Origin of the sequence: Bacteroides sp. AM07-18 (assembly GCF_003602695.1) — a bacterium.
Taxonomy (GTDB): domain Bacteria; phylum Bacteroidota; class Bacteroidia; order Bacteroidales; family Bacteroidaceae; genus Bacteroides; species Bacteroides uniformis.
The window spans coordinates 37,202-63,135 of sequence record NZ_QTLM01000005.1; the positions used below are offsets into that span (position 1 = coordinate 37,202).

Sequence of the window (25,934 nt, forward strand, 5' to 3'; positions counted from 1 at the left end):
TGCAACTTTTTGAGGTTTTGGTTGTTATTTAATATAGTATTATGTATATTTGCGAAGTAGAATATGTCCTATTTATCAATATGTTATACAATTTTGAGTTGTATATAATGATATTCTTGGTTGTAATATGTGTCGGAATGGGGTGTAATCACGAATTGTTAAATGAATAAACAATGAATGATATGAAGAAAAAGCTCAACTTTGGAATTTTGGCTATTGTGGGCGTAGTGGTATTTTCCGCTTGCGGTTCTGATAGCGATTTGTTCGACCCGGAAAAGGCGGCGGCTAAGAAAGAGGCACAGTATGCATCGGCTTTCGTGCAGAAGTATGGAGAAATTGCAGTTGATCAGGATTGGGGATTTGGGGCAACACCGACAACGCGTGTTGCTAACACTAATAGCAATCAATGGAAAGATTTTACGGAAGTACCCGAGGGTATTACGGCTACAGAAAAAGAAGTGGTTACGGAATGGTTTAAAACACATCAGAATCCACAATCCATTGGTGTGGATTGGACCGACTTTTTTGTTCAACATGTAAGTGGCTCACACTCTAATATGGATTTTTTGGTTGCAGCATCAGATGAGCATATCAATAATTTTAATGCTACTGAGGGGGCTATAATGCTAATGCAGAATAGTGGAACGTCTTCTTTTGGCTATAGGGTTTCTTTGGATGGTAAAATGCACTATAATTATACTATACAATATATTGGGGGTGCTTATTATGTGGGATTTGACTTTGAAGCTACCGGACAGAACCCAAATCAACAAGTGGCTGCAGATGGGTATTATAGTGATTGGATTGTGAAAATCTCTCCGGCCGTATATACGAATGCGTACAGAATCATAGCAGAAGACCTTGGAGACAGTGATGATTTTGACTTCAACGATGTCGTGTTTGATGTAGCGACCAATGGGGGAGCAACTATCATTACCCTGCAGGCTGCGGGTGGTACTTTGCCTTTGTATATTGAGGTAGGCGGTGATAGCCGTGAAGTTCATGAACTCTTTGGTGTTTCTAATACTACAATGGTAAATACGGATGCTGGGGCAACTAAGGCTCCGGTGATGTACAGAGTTAACGGTACCGGTGCCGTAAATATCAAAGTGGAAGGCCAAAATGCTGAAGTATATACACTGAAAGCGGAGATAGGCAAAGCTCCGCAGAAGATACGTGTAGAGACAAGATATGAATGGACTGCTGAACGTCAGGATATTAATGATAAATATCCAGGTTTTGCAGATTGGGTGGCTGATCCTACGGCTAATTGGTATTAATAGAATATATAGTATTTTTATTTAAGGCAGATGATATAATGAAAGGTTATATCACCTGCCTTTTTATGTTTCGACCGTTATATATTGAAATTTACTATCTTTGTGGCGTAGCAAGCAGTTGGTACATCATTTTTTTTCGAGAAAGTGAATGGTTTATTTATTCCGAGCTTATGAATCTTTATACACCTGTAGAAGTAGTTTCCAGTATGCCCCTTCTTTCGCAAGAGAATAATCTGTTGCTGATGGGTTCTTGTTTTGCGTCCGAGATGGGGCAAAGGCTGGTGGATGCCAAGTTCCGTTGTGACGTCAATCCTTATGGTGTACTTTATAATCCGTTTTCCATTTCTGCGGCATTGCGTGAAATCATTGCGGGCAGATGCTACAATGAAAACGATATTTTCCTCTTTCATGAACTTTGGCATAGTGCCATGCATCATGGTAGTTTTTCCTCAGTCTCTGCAGAGGAAACATTGGCAGGCATTAACGGGCGTTTGAAAAGCGCCCATGAAAGGCTGGACCGGTTGGATTGTCTGCTGCTGACTTTCGGCTCTGCCTGGGTTTATGAAAATAAAAAGACGGGAACTGTAGTTGCCAACTGTCATAAGCAACCTGAGTCCTGCTTTACCCGCCGTATGCTTTCTGTCTGTGAAATAGTATCTGACTACACCTCTTTGCTTTCTGGCTTGCTGGCGCGGATTCCCCGGCTGAAAGTATTGTTCACCGTCAGCCCCATCCGCCACGTGCGTGACGGAATGCATGCCAACCAGCTCAGTAAAGCTACCCTGCTACTTGCCGTGAACCAGTTGCAAGCCACTTTCCCGGAACATGTTTTCTATTTTCCGGCTTATGAGCTGCTGCTCGACGAGCTTCGTGACTATCGCTTCTATGCAGAAGACATGGTGCATCCTTCCGAAACAGCCATTCGCTATGTCTGGGAACGGTTTACCCGGTCGTGCATCTCTGCCGATGCGTTACGGATTATGGAAGAAAGTGAAAATATCCGTAAGATGTTGTCACATAAGCCATTTTATCCCGCTTCAGAAGAGTATAAGCGTTTTTTAGGACAAATTGTGTTAAAAATAGACCAACTTAACGGAAAATACCCGTACTTAGATTTCCAAAAAGAGAGAGAAATATGTCGTATTCGATTGAAAGCATAACCGAAAGTATTGGCGCACGGCGTATGGGAAACGCGCCGGCTACCATAGACTGGCTGCTCACTGACAGCCGTTCCCTGAATTTTCCTGAGGAAACATTATTCTTTGCCTTGACCACCAAGAGGAATGACGGTGCGCGCTATATTGCAGATTTATATGCCCGTGGAGTACGTAATTTTGTGCTTAGCGAAGAAAGCTTTAGATTAATGGACAATGGACAATTGACAATTGACAATGCTATGCAGCGTGATGATGCGCAGTCAATTGTCAATTATCTCATTGTTCCCAACCCGCTGAAAGCCTTGCAAAAACTGGCGGAACAGCATCGGAACCGGTTCCAGATACCGGTCATCGGTATTACGGGAAGCAACGGTAAGACTGTTGTGAAGGAATGGCTGCACCAGTTGCTCAGTCCGGAACGTGCCATTATCCGTTCTCCCCGCAGTTATAACTCCCAGATTGGAGTGCCTTTGTCTGTGTGGCAGATGAACGAACAGTCCGAACTTGCTATTTTTGAAGCCGGTATTTCCGAGCCGGGGGAAATGCGTGCTTTGCAGAACATTATCAAGCCTACCATAGGTATTCTGACCAATATAGGAGGGGCTCACCAGGAAAATTTCTTCTCGTTGCAGGAGAAATGCATGGAGAAGCTGACGCTTTTCAAGAATTGTGATGTAGTGATTTATAATGGTGACGATGAGTTCGTCAGCAACTGTGTGGCGAAGTCCATGCTGTCTGCACGTGAGATTGCGTGGAGCCGGAAAGATATGGAACGTCCTCTATATATAAGTAAGGTGGAGAAACGGGATGACTGTACTGTCATTTCCTATCGCTATCTGGATATGGATAATACGTTTACTCTACCGTTCATAGATGATGCTTCCATCGAGAATTCGCTGAACTGCCTGGCCGCATGCCTCTATCTGATGCTTCCTGCCGAACAGATTACAGAACGTATGGCAAGGCTAGAACCCATCGCCATGCGGCTGGAAGTCAAGGAGGGAAAAAACAACTGTCTGTTGATTAACGACAGTTATAATTCTGACCTTGGCTCATTGGATATTGCACTCGATTTTCTTTACCGCCGTTCGCAAAGTAAGGGATTGAGGCGGACTTTGGTTCTTTCGGATATATTGGAGACCGGTCAGAACACGCCGACACTTTACCGACAAGTGGCACAGCTGGTAAACAGCCGTGGCATTGAACGCATCATAGGTGTAGGAAATGAAATATCTTCCTGCGCTGCACGCTTTAATATAGAGAAGACCTTTTATCCGGATACAGCGGCCTTGATACGTGCCATTCAGCGTGGGGAACTTCGCCTTGAAAACGAAATAATTCTGATTAAGGGTGCACGTAAGTTCGGTTTTGACTCCTTGACGGAAGTATTGGAGAAGAAGGTGCACGAAACCATTCTGGAGGTTAATCTTGGAGCGATGATTGCCAATCTGAACTATTATCGTGGCAAGCTGAAGCCGGAAACAAAGATGGTCTGCATGGTGAAAGCCTCCGCTTACGGTGCAGGTTCTTACGAGATAGCCAAGACCTTGCAGGAACATCATGTCGATTATCTTGCCGTGGCGGTTGCCGACGAAGGCTCCGAACTCCGTAAAGCGGGCATCACTGCGAACATCATTATCATGAATCCTGAGATGACTGCTTTCAAGACCATGTTCGATTACAAGCTGGAACCCGAAGTATATAGCTTCCATCTGCTGGACGCTTTGATTAAAGAAGCGGAAAAGGAAGGTATCACAAACTTCCCCATCCACATAAAGCTGGATACCGGTATGCACCGCCTGGGGTTTGCTCCGGAGGACATGCCCCGGCTGATAGAGCGGCTGAAGGGACAGAATGCCGTGATTGCCCGTTCCGTCTTCTCGCATTTGGTAGGGAGCGATTCGCAACAATTCGACAGTTTTACACGCCGGCAGATAGAAATGTTCGAGAAAGCGTCCATGGAATTGCAGGAGGCTTTTCCGCATAAGATACTTCGCCATATCTGCAATTCCGCAGGTATCGAGCGTTTCCCCGGGGCGCAATTCGATATGGTGCGCCTGGGTATCGGCCTCTATGGTGTCAATCCCATAGACAATTCCATTATGAATAATGTGAGCACGTTGAAGACTACCATCCTCCAGATACGTGATGTTCCCGAAGAGGATACGGTGGGGTATAGCCGGAAAGGGCATCTCACCCGTCCGTCGCGTATAGCGGCTCTTCCCATCGGTTACGCCGACGGCCTGAACCGCCATCTTGGAAATGGACATGCTTATTGTCTTGTAAACGGCCAACGGGCAGCCTATGTAGGGAATATCTGCATGGATGTCTGTATGATTGACGTGACGGACATTGATTGCAAGGAGGGTGACAGTGTGGAAATTTTTGGTGACCATCTGCCTATAACCGTTCTTTCCGATGTACTCGAAACTATTCCTTATGAGGTGTTGACAAGCGTTTCTACGCGGGTAAAACGTATTTATTATCAAGACTGAAGATAGGGGGCAGGGATTAGGGATTAGGGATTGCGATAAAATTAATCCTTAATCCTTAATCCCTAATCCTTAATTTTCCTATCTTTGCACTATAATTAATCAGATATAACTATGACAAACTTACTTTTATTAGGCTTTCTGCCCAGCGGTTCCGAATGGATAATTATTGCATTGGTCATCTTACTGTTGTTTGGTGGTAAGAAAATTCCCGAACTGATGCGTGGTTTGGGCAAAGGGGTGAAGAGCTTCAAGGATGGTGTGAATGAAGCCAAAGAAGAGATAAACAAGGCTCAGGAAGATTTGGATAAACCGGCTGAAAAGAAATAAAAGGAACAAGGGTATTTACTATTTGACGATTTACTATTTACTATTTGATACTCTGAGAAGTTCAGGAGTATGGGTAGGCTTGTTGCCTTTTCCACAGCGCAGCCCAAATAGTAAATAGTAAATTGTCAAATAGTAAATCCCCACAGCGCAGCCCAAATAGTAAATTGTCAAATAGTAAATCCCTTTATGTCAGAAAAAGAACTAACCTTTTGGGACCACTTGGACGAGTTGCGCCGAGTGTTGTTTCGTGTACTCGGTGTGTGGTTTGTATTGGCTATCGGTTATTTTATTGCCATGCCTTATCTGTTTGACAATGTGATATTGGCTCCTTGCCATAACGACTTCATTTTCTATGACTTGCTGCGCTGGATAGGGCAGAGACTGGACTTGCAGGATGAATTCTTTACCCAGGAGTTTCATGTGAAGCTCGTCAATATCAATCTTGCTGCACCGTTCTTTGTCCACATGTCTACCGCTTTCTGGATGTCGGTGGTAACGGCTGCTCCTTATATTTTCTATGAAATCTGGCGCTTTGTAAGCCCTGCACTCTATCCAAACGAGCGTAAAGGGGTGAGGAAAGCGCTGGGTATAGGTACGGTGATGTTTTTCATCGGTGTGTTGCTGGGGTATTTTATGGTCTATCCGCTGACATTGCGTTTCCTTTCCACTTATCAATTGAGCGCAGCCATCGAGAATCAAATTTCCCTGAACTCGTACATCGACAATTTCATGATGCTGGTGCTTTGCATGGGACTGGCATTCGAACTGCCGCTGGTGACATGGCTGCTTTCCCTGCTGGGACTGGTGCACAAGACCTTTTTGCGGAAATACCGCCGTCATGCTGTTGTCATCATTGTTATTGCCTCGGCCATCATTACTCCGACCGGTGACCCGTTTACCTTGACAGTAGTGGCGGTGCCGCTTTATCTGCTCTATGAGTTGAGTATCCTGATGATAAAGGATAAAAAGACTGATGATGAAGCGGAAGAAGTGGAGACAGAGGAATGATGGATTGTGAAGTAAAGGAATATTTTAGTATATTGCTGGAAGCCTGCCACGTTGAGGAAATCTCCTTGGACGTGGCCTATCGGCAATTGCGCGAGTTGCTGGAGCGTTTGTGCCGTACACAGATGCCCGACGGCAGCTTGCAGATGACGGACCTTTCTGCACGTATCAGTTTCGTGGCTTCGAAGGCCGGACTTTCCACCGTGGAACAGAACCGTCTGCATACCTTCCGGCTGACCTCCAATGCTATTCTGAACCGCCAGGCGGAACCGCAACGTGAACAGTTGTTGCGTGATGCCAAGACACTGGCATTCTTTGTCAAGCGCTTGACGGGGGAGGAGATACCTGCCGAACTTTATCGCCTGCTACCTCGTGCGGATGCCACCTATATAGTGGCACCGCCCGCCAAAGAACGGATAAAGCGCATGCGCGTCTGTTTTCAGTATGCCGATGATACTTATTTATATGTACTGCCCGTAGACACTGTAGCCGATGAGCCGTTGCGTGTCCGTTATAATGTACCTCAGATTAATGAAGAGTTTGCAGAAACCTGCCGGATTCTGTGGCGGCATGCCCAGGTCAATCTGCTGGATGTTACGGTGGACGAAGTCGGCATACTCACCCCTTCCTTTATTATACTTGAGCCCGATTACTTGATAGACATCAGTTCGCTTGCCGAATGCTTCAAGGATTACGGGCATCATCCTGCCAATTATATCCTGGCACGGCTCCAGTCGCCAGACAATACCCGTCCGTTACTGTTGGGTAATATTGCTAACCTCTTTCTGGACGAATGGATTCATGCCAAGGAGGCACCCGATTATTTGGCATGCATGAAGAAGGCCTTCCGTTCTTATCCCATCGAGCTGGCAGCATGTGCCGACCTGCGCGACCGGGAGAAGGAAGCCGAATTCTTTTCCGATTGCAAGCGCCATTTCGACAATATCCACCGGACGGTGACAGAAACATTCCGTGCATCCGGCTATGAACTCGATAGGACTGATGCCGTGCTGGAACCCTCTTACATCTGTGAAGCATTGGGTTTGCAAGGGCGTCTGGACTACATGCAGCGGGATATGACCTCGTTCATTGAAATGAAGTCCGGTAAGGCGGACGAGTATTCCATCCGTGGTAAGGTGGAGCCTAAAGAAAACAATAAGGTGCAGATGTTGCTCTATCAGGCTGTGTTGGAGTATTCTATGGGAATGGACCATCGACGTGTAAAGGCTTATCTGCTCTATACCCGTTATCCGTTGCTTTATCCGGCGCGTCCTTCGTGGGCAATGGTGCGCCGTGTGATGGATGTGCGTAACCGGATTGTAGCCAATGAATATGGCATCCAGTTACGGAATAGCCCACAGTATACGGCAGAGCGCCTGAAAGACATCCATCCGGATACCTTGAATGAGCGCGGTTTGGACAATACCTTGTGGAAACGCTTCCTTTGCCCCTCCATCGATGCCGTAGCGCAACGCATCCGTTCGCTTTCGTCGTTGGAACAAAGCTATTTTTATACGCTCTATAACTTTATAACCAAGGAACTCTATACCTCCAAATCTGGAGATGTGGATTATGAAGGACGTACCGGTGCTGCCGCCCTCTGGCTTTCCACACTGGCTGAGAAATGTGAGGCAGGTGAAATTCTGTACGATTTGGCTATTTGCGAGAATCATGCGGCAGATGCGCATAAACCGTATTTGTCACTCAGAACGAAGCAAATGGTTGCTTCCCGGCAGGAGCGGGTTCTGCCCAATTTCCGTCAGGGTGATGCGGTGGTTCTTTACGAACGGAATACGGATACCGACAACGTTACCAACAAGATGGTGTTTAAAGGTAATATAGAGCGCATATCCGATAACGAGGTCTGTATCCGTCTTCGTGCCACCCAGCAGAATGCGGGTGTATTGCCTGCTGCTAGCCTTTATGCCATAGAGCACGACTATATGGACACCTCCTTTCGTAGCATGTATCTGGGACTTTCCGCTTTCCTTTCTGCCACTCAAAGACGGCGTGATTTGTTGTTGGGGCAGCGCCCTCCCGAGTTCGATGCTTCTTTGGATACTGGTATTGCGACCGCTCCGGATGATTTTTCGCGGATTATTCTGAAAGCGCAGGCTGCTCGCGACTATTTCCTTTTAATCGGTCCGCCGGGTACTGGCAAGACCTCTCGCGCGCTGCGGGGCATGGTAGAAGCCTTTTACCGGGAGGGGAAACAGATTCTACTGCTTTCGTATACCAATCGTGCTGTAGATGAAATCAGTAAGGCGCTGGCTTCCATTGAGCCTGAAATAGACTTTATCCGTTTAGGCAGTGAGTTGTCTTGCGATGACTCATTCCGCCCGTATCTGATTGAGAATGTGTTGGAACCTTGTGCCACTCGGCGGCAGGTGCAGGAGCGCATTGCCCGTTGCCGTGTTTTTGTCGGTACGGTTGCCACGCTTTCTTCCAAGACCGAACTTTTCCGGTTGAAGACTTTTGATGTAGCGATTGTGGATGAGGCTACCCAAATTTTGGAACCACAACTGCTGGGGTTACTCTGTACCCGCAATCCCGCAGGCGCGGATGCCATCGGCAAATTTATTTTGATAGGTGACCATAAGCAGCTACCCGCAGTGGTCTTGCAGTCGTCCGAGCAGTCGGAAGTGTGTGACGAAGCTTTGCAGGCTATCGGATTGTATAATTTGAAAGATTCCCTTTTCGAACGCCTTTATAGGAATCTCTCCAAGGAAAGTGCCAATCGCCAGGCATCAACCTCTCATTCTTCATCTTTTATCCCTCATCCCTCCTACGACATGCTCTGCCGTCAGGGTCGTATGAATATCGAGGTAGCTTTGTTTCCTAACCGGGCTTTTTACGGTGGTCTGTTGGAACCGGTTGGTCTGCCGCACCAGCAGGGAGAGCTGACTCTTGCTCCTGAGCTGTGTGATTGTGAGTTTGCCGGCTTGCTGACTCGTCGTGTCGCTTTTCTGCCTGCCGCAGTCGAACCGCCGGCACAGTCGGCCAAGATGAACCATTCGGAGGCGCGGATTGTGGCACGGTTGGCAGCGGCTATCTATCGGCAATATGCAGCTGTTTCCGGTTTCAACCCGGCTGTCACTTTAGGTGTCATCACTCCTTATCGCAGTCAGATAGCCTTGATTAAGAAAGAGATTGCCGCTTTGGGTATTGCTCCTTTGGAGGATATATTGGTAGACACCGTGGAACGCTTCCAAGGTAGCGAACGGGATGTCATTATCTACTCTTTCTGTGTGAACCGGGCTTATCAGTTGAAGTTTCTGGCAAATATGACGGAGGAAAACGGTACTCGGATTGACCGGAAATTGAATGTAGCCCTTACTCGTGCCCGCAAGCAGATGTTTATGACAGGAGTGCCGCAACTATTGAAACTTAATCCTATTTATGCCGAGCTCTTGTCTGTAGTTTGCCATTCGTAACCGTCTTATTTAGTAAATCTTAAATATTTTCTGCTTCTTTATAGAGTTTATTAATAACGCTGTGTGAGATAAACCATTATCTTTGCATCACGTTTTTTTCATAGAGATTTAGATTTAAGGTTAGAAGAATTGTGGAAGTCGTGAGACTTCCCTTTTTTTCATCTTAAATTGTGTTCCATTTACAGTTTTTTGTTTTTGACTGTAATTGAACGAAGAAAAGCCATTTCGTGAGAAAAGGCTTTTTTTGTGCGGAGTTTGCAAGGCATGTAATGCAGTTTGCAAACTCCGCATGATTCTGAATATCTATATAGAGACTTCTGATTAGTCCACTATAATCGGTTTGTACTTCGGAACCAGTGCCTTCATGATGCACCAGCCTATCAGGTAGGACACTGCACATACACAGAAGATGATGAAATATCCGGCAGGCTTGCCCTGGAATCCAAGAAATACCATTTGTGTCTTGTCGGCATAGTCGAACAGCAAACCGGAACTCATGTTGATAAGGAATGAGCTGATACCGCCCGCCATACCTCCGATTCCCACAATGGTGGCAATGGTGCTCTTGGGAAACATATCACCTACCACAGAATAGATGTTGGCCGACCAGGACTGATGGGCAGCGCCTGCAATACCTATGATGATAATCGGGAACCAATAGGCTTGTTCGCCAAATACTTCCTTGTTGCCCAATGGCTGTGCAAACAATGCCAATAGCGGGAACAGTGCAAAGATGAACATGGCCTGCATGCGTGCGGCGTAGGGGTTCTTACCGGTTTTGTTGATAATGATGGTGGGCAATTTCCCGCCATAGACGGACAACATCGTGATGGCATAGAGCACAAAGATAAGCATCTGTGCCGTGGGAGTATCTGAGGAGAATCCGTAAACGTCCGAAATGTATGCGGGTGCCCAGAAGAGGAAGAACCACCATACACCGTCAGTCATGAATTTGCCGAAAAATACAGCCCAGGTTTGCGGATATTTGAAACATTGCAGGAAAGAAATGCTCTTTTCATCCTTGGTTGTCGGAGTAGTCGCCTTTTTATCCTCCTCATTGTCTTTGTCTTGTTCTATATATGCCAGCTCAGCTGCGTTTACGTGTGGATTTTCATCAGGTTTCTTGTACATGAATATCCACAGTCCCATCCAGATGAAACCCAATCCGCCGATAACGATAAAAGCCATTTCCCAGCCGTTGCCCACGCCCATGCGTTGGAAGTAGCGGGCCAGGGTAGGGATACACAATGGGGCTATCAGTGCTCCGATGGTAGAGCCGGCATTGAATATGGAAGTGGAGAAGGCACGGTCTTTCTTTGGAAAATATTCGGCAGTCACCTTGATGGCGGCAGGAAAGTTTCCTGCTTCACCGATGCCCAGTATGATACGGGCGGCAATGAAGTAGTAAACGCTGGTGATGGCTATGGTAGAGGCCAATGCACCGGTAGCGCTAATCATGTTGGCGGCATTTTCAATGCCGAGGGTCATTTCTGTGGCAAGTCCGCAGAGGGCGTGCATACAAGCGCCGATAGACCATACGGCAATGGCCCATAAATACCCTTTTTTCGTTCCCATCCAGTCGATGAAACGTCCGGCAAACAGATTGCCTAAGGCATAGACAATGGAAAAGATAGCTGTGATGTAGCCGTAGTGTGTATCGGTCCAGTGGAATTCGGGGGAGATGAAATCTTTCCAGGTCAATGAAAGAACCTGGCGGTCGAGGTAGTTGACGGTTGTCGCGAAGAATAGCATGGCGCAGATAATCCAACGGTAATTGGTCATCCGCCCTGCGGTGTTTTGAAATGTACTCATGATAATAGATTTATATTTTGATGCAAATGTAGGGGTTTGTGTGTTGTTCGAGGTGTAATATTGAGTAAAAAGGATGTAGAAAATGACAAAAATAGGCATGGATTATTTAAGTCCATGCCTATCGGACGTTGCAGAGCAACTTTATTTCATATCGATGTATTTGATTTCGTCTTTGTCGCTGTATTTCAGGTTTTCACCGCCCATACCCCAGATGAAAGTATAGTTGCTGGTTCCGGCAGCAGCGTGGATGGACCATTCGGGAGAAGTGATGGCTTGTTCGTTGTGCAGCCATATCAAACGTTCTTCCTGCGGTTCGCCCATCAGGTGACAGATAGCGTTGCCGGGTTTCAGGTTGAAGTAGTAGTAAGCTTCCATGCGGCGAGTGTGCGTGTGGGCAGGCATGGTATTCCATACAGAGCCGGGAGCCAGTTCCGTGAGTCCCATCTGCAACTGGTTGGTACCGCCGTCTTTCACTCTTTCCAGTACATCTTTCACAATCAGCTGGTTTACGATACGGTCGTTGCTGTCTTCCATTTTTCCATAATGGTCGGAGATGCCCAGTGCATATTTCTTGGGGTTGGCTTTCTGAAGCTTGGCATCGGTAGTAATCAGCTGAGTAACATAGGGCTTGTAGGCCGGAGCCGAGTTGATGTAGAACTTGGCGGGATTGGTAGCGTCGTTGCTCTTGAAGGTTACTTCCTTATTTCCGCAGCCTACGTAAAGGGCTTCCTTATACTTCATGGGGTATTCCTTACCGTCTACAGTAACCACTCCGTCACCGCCGGTATTGATGACACCCAGTTCGCGGCGTTCGAGGAAGTAAGTGATTTCCGGACCCAGTTCACGGAACACTTCCAACTTCAATGTCTTGTTCACCGGCATGGCGCCACCGTAAATCAATCGGTCGTAGAGGGTGTAGGTTACGTTGATTTCATCCGGAGCCATGACTTTGTCCATCATGAATCTGCTGCGTAGAAGTTCCGTGTCATAATGCTTCACGTCCTGCGGATGGCAGGCGGTCTGCACTTTGTAATTCACTTGGGCATTGGCTGCCATAGCAGCTGCTCCCATCATAAATGCAAGTACTAACTTTTTCATAATTTGTTACTATTTAATTTTTAATTTTTAATTTTTGATTGATTTTTGGTATTTGATAATAGCACGACGGTTCATAATCATCAGGAACAATGTGCATAATACAAGGATACCGGAGCCTATCCATTTCAACGAGTAGGTCAGGTGGAAAATGACCCAAGCAAAGGGGCTGGATGCAAAGTCCAGTGCGCCGCCTTCAAATCCGGCAGGGATATTCACGGCAGCATCTTGTGTCTTCTCGTATACATCGTGGGCTGCTTGTGTGAAATAGGGGGCGAGGTCTGTTACGAAATAAAGACCGATGGTCAGTACAACGAGTCCGATGATGAACGTCTTTACTACATTTCCTTTCGTGATGGGCAGTACCAGTGGGAAGAGGTAGAACATTCCGGCCAGCGATGCCAGAGGCAGGAACTGGTTACCCGGCAGGATGACAGCCAGCAGTATGGTTACGGGAATCAGCAGCAGGGAAACCACCAGCGTTGCAGGATGGCCGATAACCAATGCGGGGCTCATACCGATGTTCAGGCCGACAGCACCTTTGAACTTCTTGGCAATCAGCTCGCGGGTAGCATCAGAAATAGGCTTCAAGCCTTCGATGAACAAAGCGGTGATACGCGGAATCAGCTCCATTACGGCGCCCATCTTGATACCCAAACCTAATATATAAGGTATCTTGTCTACCAGTTCCTGACCGTTCTTGCAAGACAAAGCACCGATACCGCAACCGACCAGAATACCCAGGAACAGAGGCTCACCCAGCAAACCGAATTTCTTCTTCATGCCTTCCGCATCAATGTTCAATTTGTCAAAACCGGGGATTTTGTCCAATGCTTTATTGATGACTACGGCAAATGGAACGAAACCTGCGCAGAAAGGCTGGGGAATGGAGATACCCTCCATCTTGTCGTAGAACCCCTGGAATTTGTCGGCGGTATAATCGGCCATAATCAGGGTAATGATGTAGCAGATGATAGCGGCGAAGAAGCCCCACCAGATATTGTCGCTGGCAAAATAAACGACTGCGCCGATAAATGCGAAATGCCAGTAGTTCCAAAGGTCGATATTGACTGTACGGGTCGTTTTCGTTAATAACATCAGAAGATTTACTCCCAAACATACCGGAATGATGAATGCACCCACCGATGTGTTATAGGCTACAGCCGCAGCTGCAGGCCATCCCATGTCGAATACTTTCAACTGCAGGCCGTAGATTTCAACGACTTGGCTCAGAGCAGGACCGAGGCTGCTGGTCAACAACGCAGTGACAACTGACAGACCTACGAAACCGACACCTACCAGCAGACCACTCTTTAGCGCCTTACTGAATTTGATGCCGATGCATACTCCCAAAATTGTAAAGATTATAGGCATCATCACTGCTGCTCCTAAGCCGATGATATAGCCGAAAACTTGTTCCATTCTCTTGTGATTTAATTAGGTAATTGAGTTTGTTTTTGCAATAGTATGAATTAAAAACCGGGTCAAAAATAAGACCTTTTCTCAATTAATCAAACTTGAAAAGCATAATTATTAGTAAATGGAACGATTTTGGACGAAATTAGTCGTTATCGTGCACAAAATTGCTCGTTTTCGTACACGAAAACCAAATAACACATCTTCTACGTTGAAAAGTACATATCCGTTTGGAAAGAAAGTATTACTTTTGTTCTTGGAAATAAAACTGTTCTAATACAAAAAATGAATGATTGCACGAAGAAGAATTCGATTTGTAAATTTATTGTATTTGCATGTATGTCGATTAAGAGAGTCAGGGGAGGAAACAGATCCTCGTGTACGTGCTTTTTTCTCCAAATTCGGATGGAGTGAACTTTAATACTGTTCGCTGTGTTATTATAAGACATTGAAACAAACTGGACTATAATGATATATTTGATTTTTTTATTGGCAATAGGACTATTGGTCGGATGGAGCTTATGGAAAGCTCCATCCGATATTGATTTATGGGGAAAAGATTTAGAGGATTGATAGTTATATTGGCTATATTCTGAAAATTTACGGGCATATCTTGTGGTGGGAGATAAAGGAGTAATGCAGGTGTTGTTCTGACCATATAAACCCTGGATGATAGCTGTTGTCATCGCTTCCTGCTCCTTGTCACCTCGGGAGGGAGTGCCCTCTCAAAGAGCGGCGATAACGGCAATGTCCGCAGCATTGTCTACGATATGTGCCGGATGAAACTCTTCCAGTTCTGTGCGGGGACGGAATCCCCAGGTGACTCCGCAGGCAGTGACTCCGGCATTGGCGGCCGTCTGCATATCCACTCCGGAGTCTCCCACATATAGCACGTCTTCACGGGATATCCGGGTGATGTCCAGAATGTCATGCACCACTGTCGGGTCGGGCTTCACGTTGACCCCTTCCCGTTGTCCGAAGACGGCGGTAAAACGTATGTGGGGGAAATAGTGTGAAATCAGTTTCACGGTAGCCGATTGATATTTGTTGGAAGCCACTGCCAATATCATCCCTTTCTCCTGCAACTGTTCCAGCAGTTCGGGGATGCCGGGGTAAGGGCGGCTTTTATCAGCATTGTGCACGTCATAATAAGGCACAAACTCCTTGCGGACGCGCAGGACGTTTTCTTCGCTCTTTTCCCCTTTCGGGAGGGCGCGCTCGAACAGTTTGTTGATTCCGTTGCCAACCATGAAGTTATAGTCCGATTCCGGGTGAGTGGGATAGCCGAGCGCTTGCAGGGCATGGTTTGTACTTTGTGCCAAATCGGCTATTGTATTCAGTAAAGTTCCGTCCAGGTCAAATATAATCAACTTCTTCATTGCTTTCTCTATTTTTTAGTTTGCTGCAAATATAGGGCTTTTTGCGCTCATGTTCAAATGCTGTCTCGGGTTTCATCAGGTATTTGCAGAATAGGAAGCCCTGGGCTGATAATCAGTGCATTATTACTGCATTCCTGCTGCATGCGTTTTGCAGTAGTACTGCAGATGGAGTGCAGCGTTACTGCAAATATGTTTGCAGTGATACTGCAACTGCTTTGCAGCGTGACTGCAACAGTATTGCAGTGGCACTGCACAAGCGTTGCAGTAGTTTTGCAGTGGGTGATCGGTGTATTTTTTGCCGTTCTTCCCTTTTCTTTGCACACTTTCGGGCTTTTTATGCAAAAACTTCCTATCTTTGCAGCCGAATTTTACTAAAAATAGGTATGAGTTACAATTTGTTGAAAGGAAAAAGAGGCATTATTTTCGGTGCTCTGAATGAGCAGTCCATTGCCTGGAAAGTAGCAGAAAAAGCAGTAGAAGAAGGTGCAACCATCACTTTGTCGAATACGCCGGTTGCCGTACGTATGGGCGAAGTGTCCGCTCTTTCGGAGAAACTGAACTGCGAGGTGATTCCTGCAGATGCTACAAGTGTAGAAGATTTGGAAAATGTATTCAAACGCTCTATGGAAGTATTGGGTGGCCCGGTCGACTTCGTGCTGCACTCCATTGGTATGTCTCCCAATGTGCGTAAGAAACGTACATATGACGATTTGGATTACGATATGTTGGAAAAGACGCTGGACATCTCCGCTGTCTCTTTCCACAAGATGATACAAGCTGCCAAGAAGCTCAACGCCATTGCCGACTACGGCTCAATCCTGGCTCTGAGTTATGTGGCTGCGCAACGTACGTTCTACGGTTACAACGATATGGCAGATGCCAAGGCACTGCTGGAATCCATCGCCCGCAGCTTCGGTTACATCTACGGACGCGAACACCATGTACGTGTCAACACTATCTCCCAGTCTCCTACGATGACCACTGCCGGTTCCGGTGTGAAGGGTATGGACAAGCTGTTCGACTTTGCCAACCGCATGTCTCCGCTTGGTAATGCTTCTGCCGATGAATGTGCCGATTACTGTATCGTCATGTTCTCCGACCTCACTCGCAAGGTTACTATGCAGAACTTGTTCCACGATGGAGGTTTCTCCAGCGTAGGTATGAGTCTTCGCGCCATGGCTACCTATGAGAAGGGTTTGGATGAGTATAAGGACGAAAACGGAAATATCATCTACGGCTAATGGAAATCGCACTTTATCTTTTGCCTGTCACCTTGGGCGATACGCCTATTGAAACGGTGTTGCCTCCTTATAACAAGGAGATAATACTGGGAATCCGCCATTTCATCGTGGAGGATGTGCGTTCGGCACGCCGGTTTCTGAAGAAGGTGGACAAGGGAATAGATATTGATGCGCTGACATTCTATACGTTGAACAAGCATACGTCGCCCGAAGACATCTCCGGCTATCTGAAGCCGCTGGTGGAGGGGCAGCCGATGGGCGTAATCTCCGAAGCCGGTTGTCCGGCTGTGGCCGACCCGGGAGCGGACGTAGTGGCTATTGCACAACGGAAAAACTTAAGAGTGGTCCCCTTGGTGGGACCCTCTTCCATTATCCTCTCTGTCATGGGTTCCGGCTTCAACGGACAGAGCTTTGCCTTCCACGGTTATCTTCCCATTGAACCGGCAGAGCGTGCCAAAAAGCTGAAAATGCTGGAACAACGCGTCTATAATGAACATCAGACTCAGCTTTTCATTGAAACGCCTTATCGCAATAATAAGATGATAGAGGATATTCTTCATAACTGCCGTCCGCAGACCAAGCTCTGCATTGCGGCGAACATTACTTGTGAAGGGGAGTATATCAAAACCAAGACCGTGAGGGAGTGGCAGGGCAAGACTCCCGACCTTTCTAAGATTCCTTGTATTTTTCTCTTGTATAAATAATAGCTTCCAGGTGCTCGAATTCATATTCCAGGCAACTGCTGAAGAAGTTCCGTCCCAGGTTGTGTTCCATTTGCTGGAACGTCCATAGTTTTCCGCCCTTGAAATTCTTATTGCATAAGATGGAGTCATCGTCCAGGTCTAGCGTGAAGAGATAGACCAGGCGGTTGGTGGCTTCATTCTCAAAATGATACATGAAGTTGAAGTGCAAATGGTCTAATGGGGCGGTGGGAAGCGTTTGTCGTAAAATTCTGTGTGCGCCTTGTTCCAATGTTTCTCCATATATCAGGTAACCCTCCATCAGCAAGTCGATTTTATCTTTCTCGAAAACGTTGCATTTGGGGCGGGGGAGGAGAAACAGCATGCCGTGTGAGGCAACGGCAATCCGGATGACCGGATTGATATAGTCGTTTTTCCGGTTGATGGCTTCTGAGGCGATGGCTTTCCCCATGACATCTCCTTTGGTATTGACTATCGGTACGAAAACCGTGTGGTTCATCACTATATTGAAATAGAAAATGCCGAACTGATTGAACAGAATGCCTGATATAAAGACGAGGGGAGGCGCCACATAAAACAGAATGTGGCGGGTAGTGTCTCCCAAAGGGTAACTGACCAGAACCGCCAAGAAGATAATCAGAAAATGCAGCAGGCTTATGATAAGGATTACGCGTGAGGATACGATGGCGGCTTCTGCCCCTTGTGCAAAAAGCTGCTTGCAGCATTTCTGTGTCTGAGACATGTGGTAGTCCAGAAATTTTCTCCTATTGAGGTAGATGACGAATGGGGGAATGATGGCACTGATTTCCAGCGTGAACGGAAGCATGAAACGGGGACAGTAGTTTACGAGGAATAGGGTTGTTACCGATAACAGCAGTAACATTCCGGTAGTACAGTAAAGTATGATTTGCGGAACATGCGTTCCTCTATGCCTCACCGAATAGATGCTAAACAAGAGTCCTACACCTGCACCGATGTAGATGGACATGTCCTGCGTTATAAACTCGCATAATATGATGGATATTATAACGGGGATGAATCCCAGCGACATATTGAATCTTGATGATAAAATTCTTTGATGGCTCATTATCCGTATTATGATTTTGTCGTTTACATCATAACAACTGGGAAATTTAAATGTTTCCTATTTTACTTCTTTTTTGTATAAAATGGATCTGTTTTTCCGCATGATAAGAGGAGCGTACCAATGGAGCGCTTTCCACTTGCTGAAACCCTTTTTTCAATCCTTTCTCTCTGTAGAGTGCAAATTGTTCGGGAGTAATATATGCTGCTACCGGATAATGCTTGTGTGTGGGTTGAAGGTATTGGCCTATAGTCAGTATGTGGCAGTCCACCCGGCGGAGGTCGTCCATCAGTTCTTCCACTTCTTCCGGAGTCTCGCCCAATCCCACCATAATGCCGGACTTGGTGGTAGTATTGCTTTCTGCAATTTGCCGCAACACTTCCAGGCTTGTTTCATACTTGGCGGCACTGCGTACGAGGGGGCTGATGCGACGGACAGTCTCCATGTTGTGCGAAATGATTTCCGGTTGTGCATCGATGACTTGTGCCACGAGTTCCTTTCTTCCCTGGAAGTCGGGAATCAGCACTTCGACGGTGGTGTCAGGGTTGAGCCGCTTGATTTCCCGGATGGTACGTACCCAGTGCGACGCGCCTAAGTCGGGCAGGTCGTCACGGTCTACGGAGGTGACGACTGCATGGGAGAGTTTCATCAAGGCAATGGACTCTGCCACATGTGTAGGCTCATCGGCATCCAGTGGCAAGGGCTTCCCGCTTGCCGTGTTGCAGAACTTACAGCACCGGGTGCAGATATTTCCCCCAATCATGAAGGTTGCGGTGCCTTTCCCCCAACATTCCCCCATATTGGGGCAACGGCCGCTGCTACAGATGGTATGTAGGCAATGCGATTCGACAATGCGTTTGGTCTCGGTATAGCGCTCGTTGGCACCGATGCTTATTTTGAGCCACTCAGGCTTACGTACTCTTTCGGGCATTATTTCAATTCTTTGTTGAAGAAGTTGGTCAACCGCGTGTATAGGTGTAACCGGGTATTTCCTCCGTAGATACTGTGGTTGCGGTTGGTGTAAACCTGCATATCGAACTGTTTGCCGAGTTGTACCAGTTGTTCGGCATATTCGGCACAGTTCTGGAAGTGTACATTGTCGTCTGCCATGCCGTGTACCAGCAGCAGGTTGCCGTGAAGCTTGTCGGCACGGGTAAAGGTGGAACTGGCCTTATAGCCTTCGGCGTTTTCTTTCGGTGTGCGCATAAAGCGTTCGCCATAAACGGTGTCGTAGTAGTTCCAGTCGGTAACGGCAGCTACGGCTACTCCGGCCTTGAATACCGGTGTTCCTTCACTCATACTCATAATGGTCATGTATCCACCGTAACTCCATCCCCAGATTCCGATGCGGTTTTTGTCCACATAAGGCTGGTTGCCCATGTAGAGGGCGGTTTCCACCTGGTCTTTGGCTTCCTTGATACCCAGGTTCAGATAGGTGCATTTGGCGAATTCGGCACCCCGTCCTCCGGTGCCACGCCCGTCTACGCAAACCACGATATAGCCTTGTGATGCCATGTAGGTTTCCCAGCTTACACTGAACTTGTCAAGCACTTGCTGTGAACCGGGGCCGCTGTACTGGTACATCAGTACCGGGTATTTCTTGCCGGCAGAGAAGTCGGCAGGTTTCATCATCCAGCCATTCAATGTGGTTCCGTCGGAAGTCTGGAAAGTGAAGAATTCCTTCCGTGGCATGTCATAGCCGCTGATTTCCTGCTTCAATGCCGCATTGTCCATCAGGGTGGCAAGAGTCTTGCCGGTATTGTCGTTCAGCGTAATGACGGTCGGAGTGTCCAGATTGGAATAACGGTTCATATAGTACTTCATGTTCGCACTGAACTGCGCACTGTTTGTTCCGGCTTGTGACGATAGTCTGGTCTTTTTACCTTTCCGGTCAATCTTGTAGATGGCACTGCGCATGGGGCTTTCCTCGTTGCTGCTGAAGTAGAAGCTTCCTTCTTCGGGGTCATAACCCAGGAACTCCTGCACTTCATATTGTCCGGCTGTCACTTGTTTCAGCAGATTGCCGCCTATGCTATACCAGTACAGATGGTTGTATCCGCTCTTTTCGCTGACAAAACTGAAATTTTCCGGATAGAAGATGATGTTGTCGAATACATTCTCGCGGATATAGGTATCGCTTTCATCACGCAGAGCCAGTTTGGCTACCGTGCTGCGAGGGTCGGCAAAGTATAGGTCGAACCGGTTCTGATGGCGGTTCAGTGTCATGACGGCAAGTTTGTTGGGGTCTTGGGTAAAGCGGATGCGGGGAATATAGCCGTCTGCATCTACCGGCACGTTTATCTTGCGGGTCACTTTCGACTTGATGTCGAAGGTGTGTACGGACACTTTGGAATTTACTTCTCCCGTTTTAGGATATTTGTAAGTATACTCTCCCGGATACTTCTCGAAAGGGGTGAAGTGGGGGGCTTGTCCGGCAAAAAGAGGGAAAGAGTAGGAGGGAACATCTTTCTCGTCGAAGCGGATGAAAGCCAGCATCTGGCTGTCGGCACTGAATTCCAGCGCACGGTTGAAGGAGAACTCCTCTTCGTAAACCCAGTCGGGGATGCCGTTCAGCACCTCGTTCTGTTTCCCGTCTTCCGTCACCTGGCTTTCGCTGTTGCCGTAGAGCAGTTTTACAAGGAAGATGTTGTTGTCGCGTACAAAAGCCACCTGGTTGCCGTCCGGTGAAAATACGGGCACCTGCTGCGGGCCGCCGTCCGAAAGCTTTTCCACGATATTGTTGATTTTACCGTCCAGGTTGCGCTTCAGGCTGTAGATGTAATGCACAGCCGTATAGGAATGACGGTAGATGGGAGTTGTTTCGGTGGCAATGAGCAGCTTGCTGCCGTCCGGAGCAAAGCTGTAGCTGTCGAATGTCTTGAACGTGCATTCGCGTGCGGTAGCGGCATCAAACAGCACTTCCACGGGTTTTCCCGTTTTGAAGGAGTACTTGATGATTTGTGTCCTGTCCGCATTCATCTGCGAATAATGTTCCCCGTCTCCCGGGATGGGGATAACGCCGGAAATATTCTTCGGAGTGAACTTGCCCGATACGATTTCTTTCAAATCGAGCGCCTTGCCACTTTGGGCGAAACCTGCCAGCGTACAGAGGCAGAGGAGAAGTGCGATACTTATCTGTTTCATATCTATCTTTTATGCTTATCTGTTTCCCTATTTTTTCTGGGGAACAAATATACAACAAAGGGAAGATTTATCGAAGCAGTGGGCCGATTTTATTCTTTTTGAACAGAAAAAGCCCGTCCTGCTTCTTGGGGGCGAAGCAGGGACGGGCCTCCGTCACTCATAGATGATGATTGGATGAGATGATGATTGGAATATCTTTCGTTACAAGCACTTGACTTTTCTTTGATATTCTGCAATGGCTGCATCCAGTCGTTCGTGGGCGGTTGTGTCACCCGGAACGTTGTGCGACGGATGGATGTACAAGTGTACGCCACGGTCGGCAAGGATTTCGGCAACGGTAGTGATGGTCATCCATACCATGGTGACGAAACTCAATGTAGACAACGGACCTACCTTGTCGAAGTGGTTCTTCAAAGGTACGGAGGCGTCTACCAGGGGAACGCAGGAATCCACTACGATATCTGCCAACTGGAAGAGGTTCTTTCCGCTGGAGTGACGGCTGGCCTTGTCGCCCGTTTCGCTGGCCGAACCGTATACGATAACTTTCATGCCGCGCTTCTTGGCTTCCAATGCCATGTCTATATTGACGGCATTGATACCGGTATGTGAGAAAATCCACATACAGTCTTTGGAATCAAAATCATAGTTCTTCATGATTTCCTGGCCGTAGCCTTCTGCCCGTTCCAGGAAGAGGAACTGGTGAATACCCATCTGGCCGATAATCTGCGTGAAGAATGTCAGAGGCAATTCGCAAAGCGGGTGGAATCCTACAAAGCTGCCGATACGCGGATACATTTCTTCTACGGGAATTGTTGCGTGGCCGCAACCAAACGTGTGGACCCAACGACCGGCTTCGATGGAATCTGCCATAACAGTGGCTGCTTTTTTGATGTTTTCCAACTGGGTAGCCTCCAGTTTTTCCATAATGCCATGGGCATTCTTTAACCATTCGAGTGCTAACATAACTTTTTTTGTTTTTTAAGAAGTTAATAAATTTATTTGAGTGAGCGTTTATACAAAAGGAGCATGACGGCAAGTGAGGCAATCATCAGATAAGGATAAAGTCCGATGCCATTGGTGTATTGGGAAACCATTCCCATCAGGCCGTTCATTGCAGTCTGGCCAATGAGGGCTATGGCAAGCGCCACGCTGAATGCTGTTCCCGATAAGGACGGGTACCGGCTTCCAAGAATGCTGAGTATCACGGGATACGTGGCCGACAGCCCCATACCTACCAGCACCATGCCGACTGCCGCACGTGCAAAACCCGGCGAGAACATAAGGAAACAGAATCCTATGGCAGTGAGCGTAAGGCTGTAGGGCAGCACGGTTTCCGGTTTTATCTTCTTGAATATCGCAACTTGCATCATACGTGCTACGGTCAGTCCCGCTACCATGCAGGTCAGTGCAATCAATGCCTGATTGGCCGGAATATCCGTCATCTGCCCAAAGTAACTCGTGGACCAGTTGTTGCAGACACCCTCGATGCCGCTTTGGAAAAAAAGAATGAAGCTGAGTAGCAGTAAGCTGCTTTCTTTCAGCAGTCCCAATCCCTCTTTTACCGGGAAACCTTGCGCCTGCTTAGGGGCGGGGAAGCGTACGGGGATACAGAATATAATGCCCGCAAGCATCACTACGCCAATTCCCAGCAAGATGGTTTCGAATGAATAATGCCTGGAAAGGGAGCCCAGCAACATCGGTATGCCCAATGCGCCCAGTCCGTAGAACATGCCCAGAAAACTGAGGCGTGAGCCTTTTTCGGATTCTCCTGAGATGTCGGATACCAATGCATTGGTTTCTCCGTTGAGGATGCCTCCGCCCAGGCCGATGCCGACGATGGAAGCTTGCAGCAGTGGCACGCTTTCAAAGAAGGCAAGCCCTTCCATCCCCAGCAGTACGATGATGCAGCTGGGCACCAGCAGGGCTTTATGTCCGAACCGGTCTACGATGGGACCGAAAATCAGGGAACCGGCCAGCATGCCCAGAGGCAGGAAAGTGACCAGTGAGGTTGTCTGCAACCCGCTCAGATTCAGCTTGGCTATGAGGGATGGCAGCACTGCTCCCAATGTAATCATGGAGACTCCGAAGAAACACATCCCGATGCACGCTGCCGTGAATACGAGATTCTTGTGATAACTGTTACTCATACAAGTGATTTTTGATGGCAAGAAACGCTGCTCCTATCAGTCCGGCATTACCGGACAACTGAGAAGGTACAAATTCCACCTGCTTGATGCTGAGCGGTTGCGCCCATTTGCAGGCTTCCTTGTAAATGTCATCTATAAAGATACCGGCAGGGCCGAATACGCCTCCGCCCCAAATTATCTTCTGCGGGTTGAGCAGGCTGACCAGATTTGCGGAAGCCATGCCCCACATCTCGACGGCTTTGTGCAATACGGAGATTGCGATAGGGTCTTTTTCATTATAGGCACTGAACACATCATAGGCCGATATGCGGCAGATGGGTTTCTGGCGCAGTTTTCCTTTGTATGCCTTGTTGGCGCGTACGGCATCGCGTACCCGTGCCCCGATACCATTGCCGGAAGCGTAATATTCGAAACATCCGCATGCGTCATACTCTTCCCGGTAGGGAGGTTGCAGGGCCATCCAGCCGGTGGCGCCGATAATGTCGTTGGCTCCGTGCAACACGTGCCCGTCGATGATGATGCCGGCACCGATACCGGTTCCCACGGCAATGAATATGGCACTGTGACATTCTTTGGCGGCACCTTGCCACATCTCTCCATACATATAGCAGGTACGGTCGCTGTCGATGTATATCTCGATGCCCGGAGGCGTTACACTGCGCAGCTCCTCATAGAGGGGGTAGTTGTCCCAGCCCGGTATGTTGGGGGCCCATACCCGGTTGGTTTGGGAGTAAACGATACCGGGGATGCAGACACCTATTCCGTCGACGTGTATACGGCTTCTGCGTGCTACGGTAAGAAGTTTGGCGAGGATATCCGCGGCGAGCTTGCCCACTTCGTGTCCGGTTCTTCCTTTCAGGAGCCGTTTGCGGTTAAACATCATGCTTCCGTCCGGAAAGAAAATGGCGCTGGCTATTTTTGTGCCGCCTATGTCCAATGCGATTGTTGCCATGGTGTTATAGTATTTATAGGTTGATTCATTAAGGTTGTATGCAAAGCTATGAATTTATTTCATTCTTGAGGTGTATAAACTGAGGAAATTGTGTGTAAAAAGAGTGTCTAATCACTAAATTGTGTTTAATGTAATTGCGCTTGGATGTACTCTTTCTCAATTAATTAGTTATATATCAGTGGATGAAACATTTTTTAGTGCAGGTGGAAATTCTTTGTTTTATGTTCGTTAACAAATCGGGTGGAAAGTATTCTTGTTTTTGCAGGTTCATCCCACGGAAAAATCCTATATTTGCCACTTACATAAGGAATATGTATGGAAACCAAATCTACGCTCTATAATGAGTTCCCTCTTTTTCTGAAGCGATATTTTTCCTATAAGGTACAGAAAATATCGCTGAATGCCGGTTTTACGTGCCCCAACCGGGATGGAAACAAAGGAGTCGGCGGTTGCACCTATTGCAACAACCAGACCTTCAACCCCGATTATTGCCGTACGGAGAAATCCATTACCCGCCAGCTGGAAGAAGGCAAGCAGTTCTTTGCACACAAATATCCGGAGATGAAGTATCTCGCCTATTTCCAGGCCTATACCAATACGTATGGCGAACTGGAAGACCTGAAGCGGAAATACGAGGAAGCCTTGTCGGCAGACGGGGTGGTGGGCCTGGTCATCGGCACCCGTCCTGACTGTATGCCCGACAGCCTGCTGGACTATTTGGAGGAGATGAACCGGCATACATTCCTTTTAGTGGAGTACGGCATAGAGAGTGCCGACGACAAGACACTTTGCCGCATCAACCGCGGGCATACTTTCCATGCCGCCGCCGATACGGTGGAAAGAACCGCTTCACGCGGAATCCTGACCGGTGGGCATGTCATCCTCGGACTGCCGGGCGAGACGCACGAAAGTATCGTGGCACAAGCCGGCGTACTGTCCCGTCTGCCACTCACTACCTTGAAGATGCACCAGCTGCAACTGATAAAGGGCACCCGCATGGCTCTGGAGTACCGGCAGCATCCCGAAGATTTCCATCTGTTCGGTGTGGAGGAATATATAGACCTCGTGATAGACTATATCGAGCATCTGCGGCCGGACTTGGTACTGGAGCGTTTCGTCTCCCAGTCTCCCAAGGAACTGCTCATTGCACCCGACTGGGGACTAAAAAATTATGAATTTAATCACCGGGTTCAAAAAAGAATGAAAGAACTCGGTGCATATCAGGGAAAGAAGTATGAAATGTGAGAAAAAAGAATTATTTTTGC

The 25,934-nt window shown here is 47.6% G+C and carries 20 protein-coding genes; 10 read left to right on the forward strand and 10 right to left on the reverse strand.

All coding sequences use genetic code 11. The features are described from left to right. Positions 1–182: 182 nt before the first annotated feature. The 6 genes from DW096_RS08900 (at position 183) to DW096_RS08925 (ending at position 9,698) form a co-directional block, all read left to right on the forward strand. On the forward strand, positions 183–1,280 hold the full coding sequence (locus tag DW096_RS08900; protein ID WP_117713637.1) for a hypothetical protein: 1,098 nt from the start codon (positions 183–185) through the stop codon (positions 1,278–1,280). Positions 1,281–1,450: 170 nt separating this feature from the next. Further along, a complete protein-coding gene (locus tag DW096_RS08905) occupies positions 1,451–2,440 on the forward strand; it encodes a GSCFA domain-containing protein (RefSeq protein ID WP_035450165.1) in 990 nt (329 codons plus the stop codon). Further along, positions 2,416–4,932 carry a bifunctional UDP-N-acetylmuramoyl-tripeptide:D-alanyl-D-alanine ligase/alanine racemase gene (locus tag DW096_RS08910; RefSeq protein WP_005835226.1) on the forward strand — a complete coding sequence of 839 codons (2,517 nt, stop codon included), beginning with the start codon at positions 2,416–2,418 and terminating at the stop codon, positions 4,930–4,932. The genes DW096_RS08905 and DW096_RS08910 overlap by 25 nt, the downstream gene beginning before the upstream one ends. A 111-nt stretch (positions 4,933–5,043) precedes the next feature. Further along, positions 5,044–5,259: a twin-arginine translocase TatA/TatE family subunit gene (locus tag DW096_RS08915; protein ID WP_005823939.1), complete on the forward strand. Its 216-nt coding sequence runs from the start codon at positions 5,044–5,046 to the stop codon at positions 5,257–5,259. Between the two features lie 186 nt (positions 5,260–5,445). Then, a complete protein-coding gene (gene tatC / locus DW096_RS08920) occupies positions 5,446–6,267 on the forward strand; it encodes a twin-arginine translocase subunit TatC (RefSeq protein WP_005835227.1) in 822 nt (273 codons plus the stop codon). Beyond that, positions 6,267–9,698: a DEAD/DEAH box helicase gene (locus DW096_RS08925; RefSeq protein ID WP_165859493.1), complete on the forward strand. Its 3,432-nt coding sequence runs from the start codon at positions 6,267–6,269 to the stop codon at positions 9,696–9,698. Before tatC ends, DW096_RS08925 begins: the two co-directional genes overlap by 1 nt. 321 nt (positions 9,699–10,019) lie before the next feature. Here DW096_RS08925 and DW096_RS08930 read toward each other — a convergent pair whose 3' ends face one another. The 4 genes from DW096_RS08930 to DW096_RS08945 form a co-directional block, all read right to left on the reverse strand. Then, positions 10,020–11,510, reverse strand: coding sequence for an MFS transporter (locus tag DW096_RS08930; RefSeq protein WP_034523103.1), 1,491 nt, complete (start codon positions 11,508–11,510; stop codon positions 10,020–10,022). 141 nt (positions 11,511–11,651) lie between these two features. Next, on the reverse strand, positions 11,652–12,608 hold the full coding sequence (kduI, locus tag DW096_RS08935; protein ID WP_005823932.1) for a 5-dehydro-4-deoxy-D-glucuronate isomerase: 957 nt from the start codon (positions 12,606–12,608) through the stop codon (positions 11,652–11,654). A 27-nt stretch (positions 12,609–12,635) separates the two neighbouring features. After that, the gene (locus tag DW096_RS08940; RefSeq protein ID WP_005823931.1) at positions 12,636–14,027 is read right to left on the reverse strand and encodes a PTS galactitol transporter subunit IIC; all 1,392 of its coding nucleotides are present in this window, start codon (positions 14,025–14,027) and stop codon (positions 12,636–12,638) included. A 719-nt stretch (positions 14,028–14,746) separates the two neighbouring features. After that, positions 14,747–15,400, reverse strand: coding sequence for an HAD family hydrolase (locus DW096_RS08945; protein ID WP_117963611.1), 654 nt, complete (start codon positions 15,398–15,400; stop codon positions 14,747–14,749). 141 nt (positions 15,401–15,541) lie between these two features. On the opposite strand from DW096_RS08945, the gene DW096_RS19560 reads away from it, so the two are divergent. Genes DW096_RS19560 through DW096_RS08960 form a run of 3 tightly spaced genes read left to right on the forward strand, consistent with a single transcriptional unit; the run spans position 15,542 to position 17,345 of the window. Further along, the gene (locus tag DW096_RS19560) at positions 15,542–15,775 is read left to right on the forward strand and encodes a hypothetical protein (protein WP_035458082.1); all 234 of its coding nucleotides are present in this window, start codon (positions 15,542–15,544) and stop codon (positions 15,773–15,775) included. Between the two features lie 8 nt (positions 15,776–15,783). Further along, entirely contained in the window at positions 15,784–16,641 is an 858-nt protein-coding gene (locus tag DW096_RS08955) for an enoyl-ACP reductase (RefSeq protein WP_025835705.1), read from the forward strand. Continuing rightward, positions 16,641–17,345, forward strand: coding sequence for an SAM-dependent methyltransferase (locus DW096_RS08960; RefSeq protein WP_117963610.1), 705 nt, complete (start codon positions 16,641–16,643; stop codon positions 17,343–17,345). Before DW096_RS08955 ends, DW096_RS08960 begins: the two co-directional genes overlap by 1 nt. Here DW096_RS08960 and DW096_RS08965 read toward each other — a convergent pair. The 6 genes from DW096_RS08965 to DW096_RS08990 form a co-directional block, all read right to left on the reverse strand. Further along, positions 17,311–18,429, reverse strand: coding sequence for a hypothetical protein (locus tag DW096_RS08965; protein ID WP_008665606.1), 1,119 nt, complete (start codon positions 18,427–18,429; stop codon positions 17,311–17,313). The genes DW096_RS08960 and DW096_RS08965 overlap by 35 nt on opposite strands. Positions 18,430–18,475: 46 nt before the next feature. Continuing rightward, positions 18,476–19,357, reverse strand: coding sequence for a lipoyl synthase (gene lipA, locus DW096_RS08970; RefSeq protein ID WP_005823900.1), 882 nt, complete (start codon positions 19,355–19,357; stop codon positions 18,476–18,478). Continuing rightward, positions 19,357–21,570, reverse strand: coding sequence for a DPP IV N-terminal domain-containing protein (locus tag DW096_RS08975; RefSeq protein WP_005823898.1), 2,214 nt, complete (start codon positions 21,568–21,570; stop codon positions 19,357–19,359). The genes lipA and DW096_RS08975 overlap by 1 nt, the downstream gene beginning before the upstream one ends. Positions 21,571–21,771: 201 nt before the next feature. Then, positions 21,772–22,533: a sugar isomerase domain-containing protein gene (locus DW096_RS08980; protein WP_005823892.1), complete on the reverse strand. Its 762-nt coding sequence runs from the start codon at positions 22,531–22,533 to the stop codon at positions 21,772–21,774. A 32-nt stretch (positions 22,534–22,565) separates the two neighbouring features. Next, a complete protein-coding gene (locus DW096_RS08985; protein ID WP_016274106.1) occupies positions 22,566–23,717 on the reverse strand; it encodes a sugar MFS transporter in 1,152 nt (383 codons plus the stop codon). Then, positions 23,710–24,669, reverse strand: a complete 960-nt coding sequence (locus DW096_RS08990) for an ROK family protein (protein ID WP_005823887.1) — start codon at positions 24,667–24,669, stop codon at positions 23,710–23,712. Before DW096_RS08990 ends, DW096_RS08985 begins: the two co-directional genes overlap by 8 nt. 315 nt (positions 24,670–24,984) lie before the next feature. Between DW096_RS08990 and DW096_RS08995 the strand changes: the two genes are divergently transcribed. Beyond that, complete coding sequence (locus tag DW096_RS08995; RefSeq protein ID WP_118931104.1) at positions 24,985–25,914, forward strand: TIGR01212 family radical SAM protein; 930 nt, start codon at positions 24,985–24,987, stop codon at positions 25,912–25,914. Positions 25,915–25,934: the final 20 nt, after the last annotated feature.

What these genes read in the sequence shown, in the direction of transcription:
- DW096_RS08900 (WP_117713637.1), top strand. Translation starts at nt 183, where the DNA reads ATGAAGAAAAAGCTCAACTTTGGAATTTTGGCTATTGTGGGCGTAGTG.
- DW096_RS08905 (WP_035450165.1), top strand. Translation starts at nt 1,451, where the DNA reads ATGAATCTTTATACACCTGTAGAAGTAGTTTCCAGTATGCCCCTTCTT.
- DW096_RS08910 (WP_005835226.1), top strand. Translation starts at nt 2,416, where the DNA reads ATGTCGTATTCGATTGAAAGCATAACCGAAAGTATTGGCGCACGGCGT.
- DW096_RS08915 (WP_005823939.1), top strand. Translation starts at nt 5,044, where the DNA reads ATGACAAACTTACTTTTATTAGGCTTTCTGCCCAGCGGTTCCGAATGG.
- tatC (WP_005835227.1), top strand. Translation starts at nt 5,446, where the DNA reads ATGTCAGAAAAAGAACTAACCTTTTGGGACCACTTGGACGAGTTGCGC.
- DW096_RS08925 (WP_165859493.1), top strand. Translation starts at nt 6,267, where the DNA reads ATGGATTGTGAAGTAAAGGAATATTTTAGTATATTGCTGGAAGCCTGC.
- DW096_RS08930 (WP_034523103.1), bottom strand. Translation starts at nt 11,510, where the DNA reads ATGAGTACATTTCAAAACACCGCAGGGCGGATGACCAATTACCGTTGG.
- kduI (WP_005823932.1), bottom strand. Translation starts at nt 12,608, where the DNA reads ATGAAAAAGTTAGTACTTGCATTTATGATGGGAGCAGCTGCTATGGCA.
- DW096_RS08940 (WP_005823931.1), bottom strand. Translation starts at nt 14,027, where the DNA reads ATGGAACAAGTTTTCGGCTATATCATCGGCTTAGGAGCAGCAGTGATG.
- DW096_RS08945 (WP_117963611.1), bottom strand. Translation starts at nt 15,400, where the DNA reads ATGAAGAAGTTGATTATATTTGACCTGGACGGAACTTTACTGAATACA.
- DW096_RS19560 (WP_035458082.1), top strand. Translation starts at nt 15,542, where the DNA reads ATGCGTTTTGCAGTAGTACTGCAGATGGAGTGCAGCGTTACTGCAAAT.
- DW096_RS08955 (WP_025835705.1), top strand. Translation starts at nt 15,784, where the DNA reads ATGAGTTACAATTTGTTGAAAGGAAAAAGAGGCATTATTTTCGGTGCT.
- DW096_RS08960 (WP_117963610.1), top strand. Translation starts at nt 16,641, where the DNA reads ATGGAAATCGCACTTTATCTTTTGCCTGTCACCTTGGGCGATACGCCT.
- DW096_RS08965 (WP_008665606.1), bottom strand. Translation starts at nt 18,429, where the DNA reads ATGAGCCATCAAAGAATTTTATCATCAAGATTCAATATGTCGCTGGGA.
- lipA (WP_005823900.1), bottom strand. Translation starts at nt 19,357, where the DNA reads ATGCCCGAAAGAGTACGTAAGCCTGAGTGGCTCAAAATAAGCATCGGT.
- DW096_RS08975 (WP_005823898.1), bottom strand. Translation starts at nt 21,570, where the DNA reads ATGAAACAGATAAGTATCGCACTTCTCCTCTGCCTCTGTACGCTGGCA.
- DW096_RS08980 (WP_005823892.1), bottom strand. Translation starts at nt 22,533, where the DNA reads ATGTTAGCACTCGAATGGTTAAAGAATGCCCATGGCATTATGGAAAAA.
- DW096_RS08985 (WP_016274106.1), bottom strand. Translation starts at nt 23,717, where the DNA reads ATGAGTAACAGTTATCACAAGAATCTCGTATTCACGGCAGCGTGCATC.
- DW096_RS08990 (WP_005823887.1), bottom strand. Translation starts at nt 24,669, where the DNA reads ATGGCAACAATCGCATTGGACATAGGCGGCACAAAAATAGCCAGCGCC.
- DW096_RS08995 (WP_118931104.1), top strand. Translation starts at nt 24,985, where the DNA reads ATGGAAACCAAATCTACGCTCTATAATGAGTTCCCTCTTTTTCTGAAG.